This window comes from Mesorhizobium sp. M2C.T.Ca.TU.002.02.1.1, assembly GCF_003997225.1.
Window position 1 is genome coordinate 1 of the sequence record NZ_RZTO01001280.1, and the last position, 1,066, is coordinate 1,066.

2 protein-coding genes are annotated in these 1,066 nt (G+C 63.4%); both read right to left on the reverse strand.

Features of this window, described 5'->3' with window-relative positions; translation table 11 throughout:
* A partial coding sequence (locus tag EOD07_RS35470; RefSeq protein WP_164772902.1) for an efflux RND transporter permease subunit occupies positions 1 to 637 on the reverse strand: 637 nt, incomplete at its 3' end.
* The coding region (locus EOD07_RS35475; protein ID WP_127238441.1) for an efflux RND transporter periplasmic adaptor subunit at positions 637 to 1,066 on the reverse strand (430 nt) is incomplete at its 5' end. The genes EOD07_RS35470 and EOD07_RS35475, both read right to left, overlap by 1 nt.

Consider the following 1,066-nt stretch of genomic DNA (forward strand, 5'->3'; position numbering starts at 1 on the left):
CCTGCAAACTGGCGACGATTTGCTGCTGGTTGAGGCCGAGCGCCGCGATCTGGCGCGTCGAGAATTCGAGATAGATCGCCTCGTCCTGCGCGCCGACCAGATCGACCTTGCCGGCATTTGGCACGGTGAGGATCTTGGTTCGGACATCCTCGACATAGTCGCGCAATTGGCGCGGTGTCAGCCCGTCGGCGGTGAAGGCATAGATGTTGCCGTAGACGTCGCCGAAGCGGTCGTTGAAGAACGGCCCCTGCACGCCTTGCGGGAACTGCGCCTTGATGTCGTTGACCATATTGCGCACCTGAAGCCAGTTCGGCACGACGTCGCGCGCCTTGGTGGTGTCCTTCAGGTTGACGAAGATGACGGTCTGGCCGGCAGTGGTGATCGATTTGGTGTAGTCGAGGCTGTCGAGCTCCTCGAGCTTCTTCTCGATGCGGTCGGTCACCTGCTGCACCGTCTCCTTGACCGAGGCGCCGGGCCAGTTGGCCTGGATGATCATGGTCTTGATGGTGAAGGCGGGGTCTTCCTCGCGGCCGAGATTGAGATAGGAGAAGATGCCGGCCGCCACGAAGACCAGCATGAAATACCAGACCAGCGAACGGTGGCTGAGCGCCCAGTCCGAGAGATTGAAGCCCTTCATCAGACCCCGCCCTCCGGCACCTTGACCTTCTGGCCTTCGCTCAAGCTGTGCACGCCCGCGGTGACGACGCGCATGCCGGCCTCGAGCCCCTCCGCCACCGTGAAGCTGCCGCCGCTCTTGGCGGCGACCTTGATCTCGTGCGCGCTCACGCTGGAGGATTGCGGATCGACGATCCAGACCTTTTGCGAGCCGTCCTTTTCGAGCAGCGCCGACATCGGCAGTTCGATTGTCGGCGCGACCTTGGTCATGCGTGTCGCGGTGATCGTCGAGCCGAGCCGGAACGCCGACGGTGGATTGATCAGTGTCAGCCGCACGCGGCGGGAGCGCGTGGCGCCCTCCGATTGCGGCGCGACCTCGCGCAGCTTGGCGTCGGTTTTGATGGTCGGCAGCGATTGCAGGATGATTTCGAACGGCGTGCCGACGGTGAGG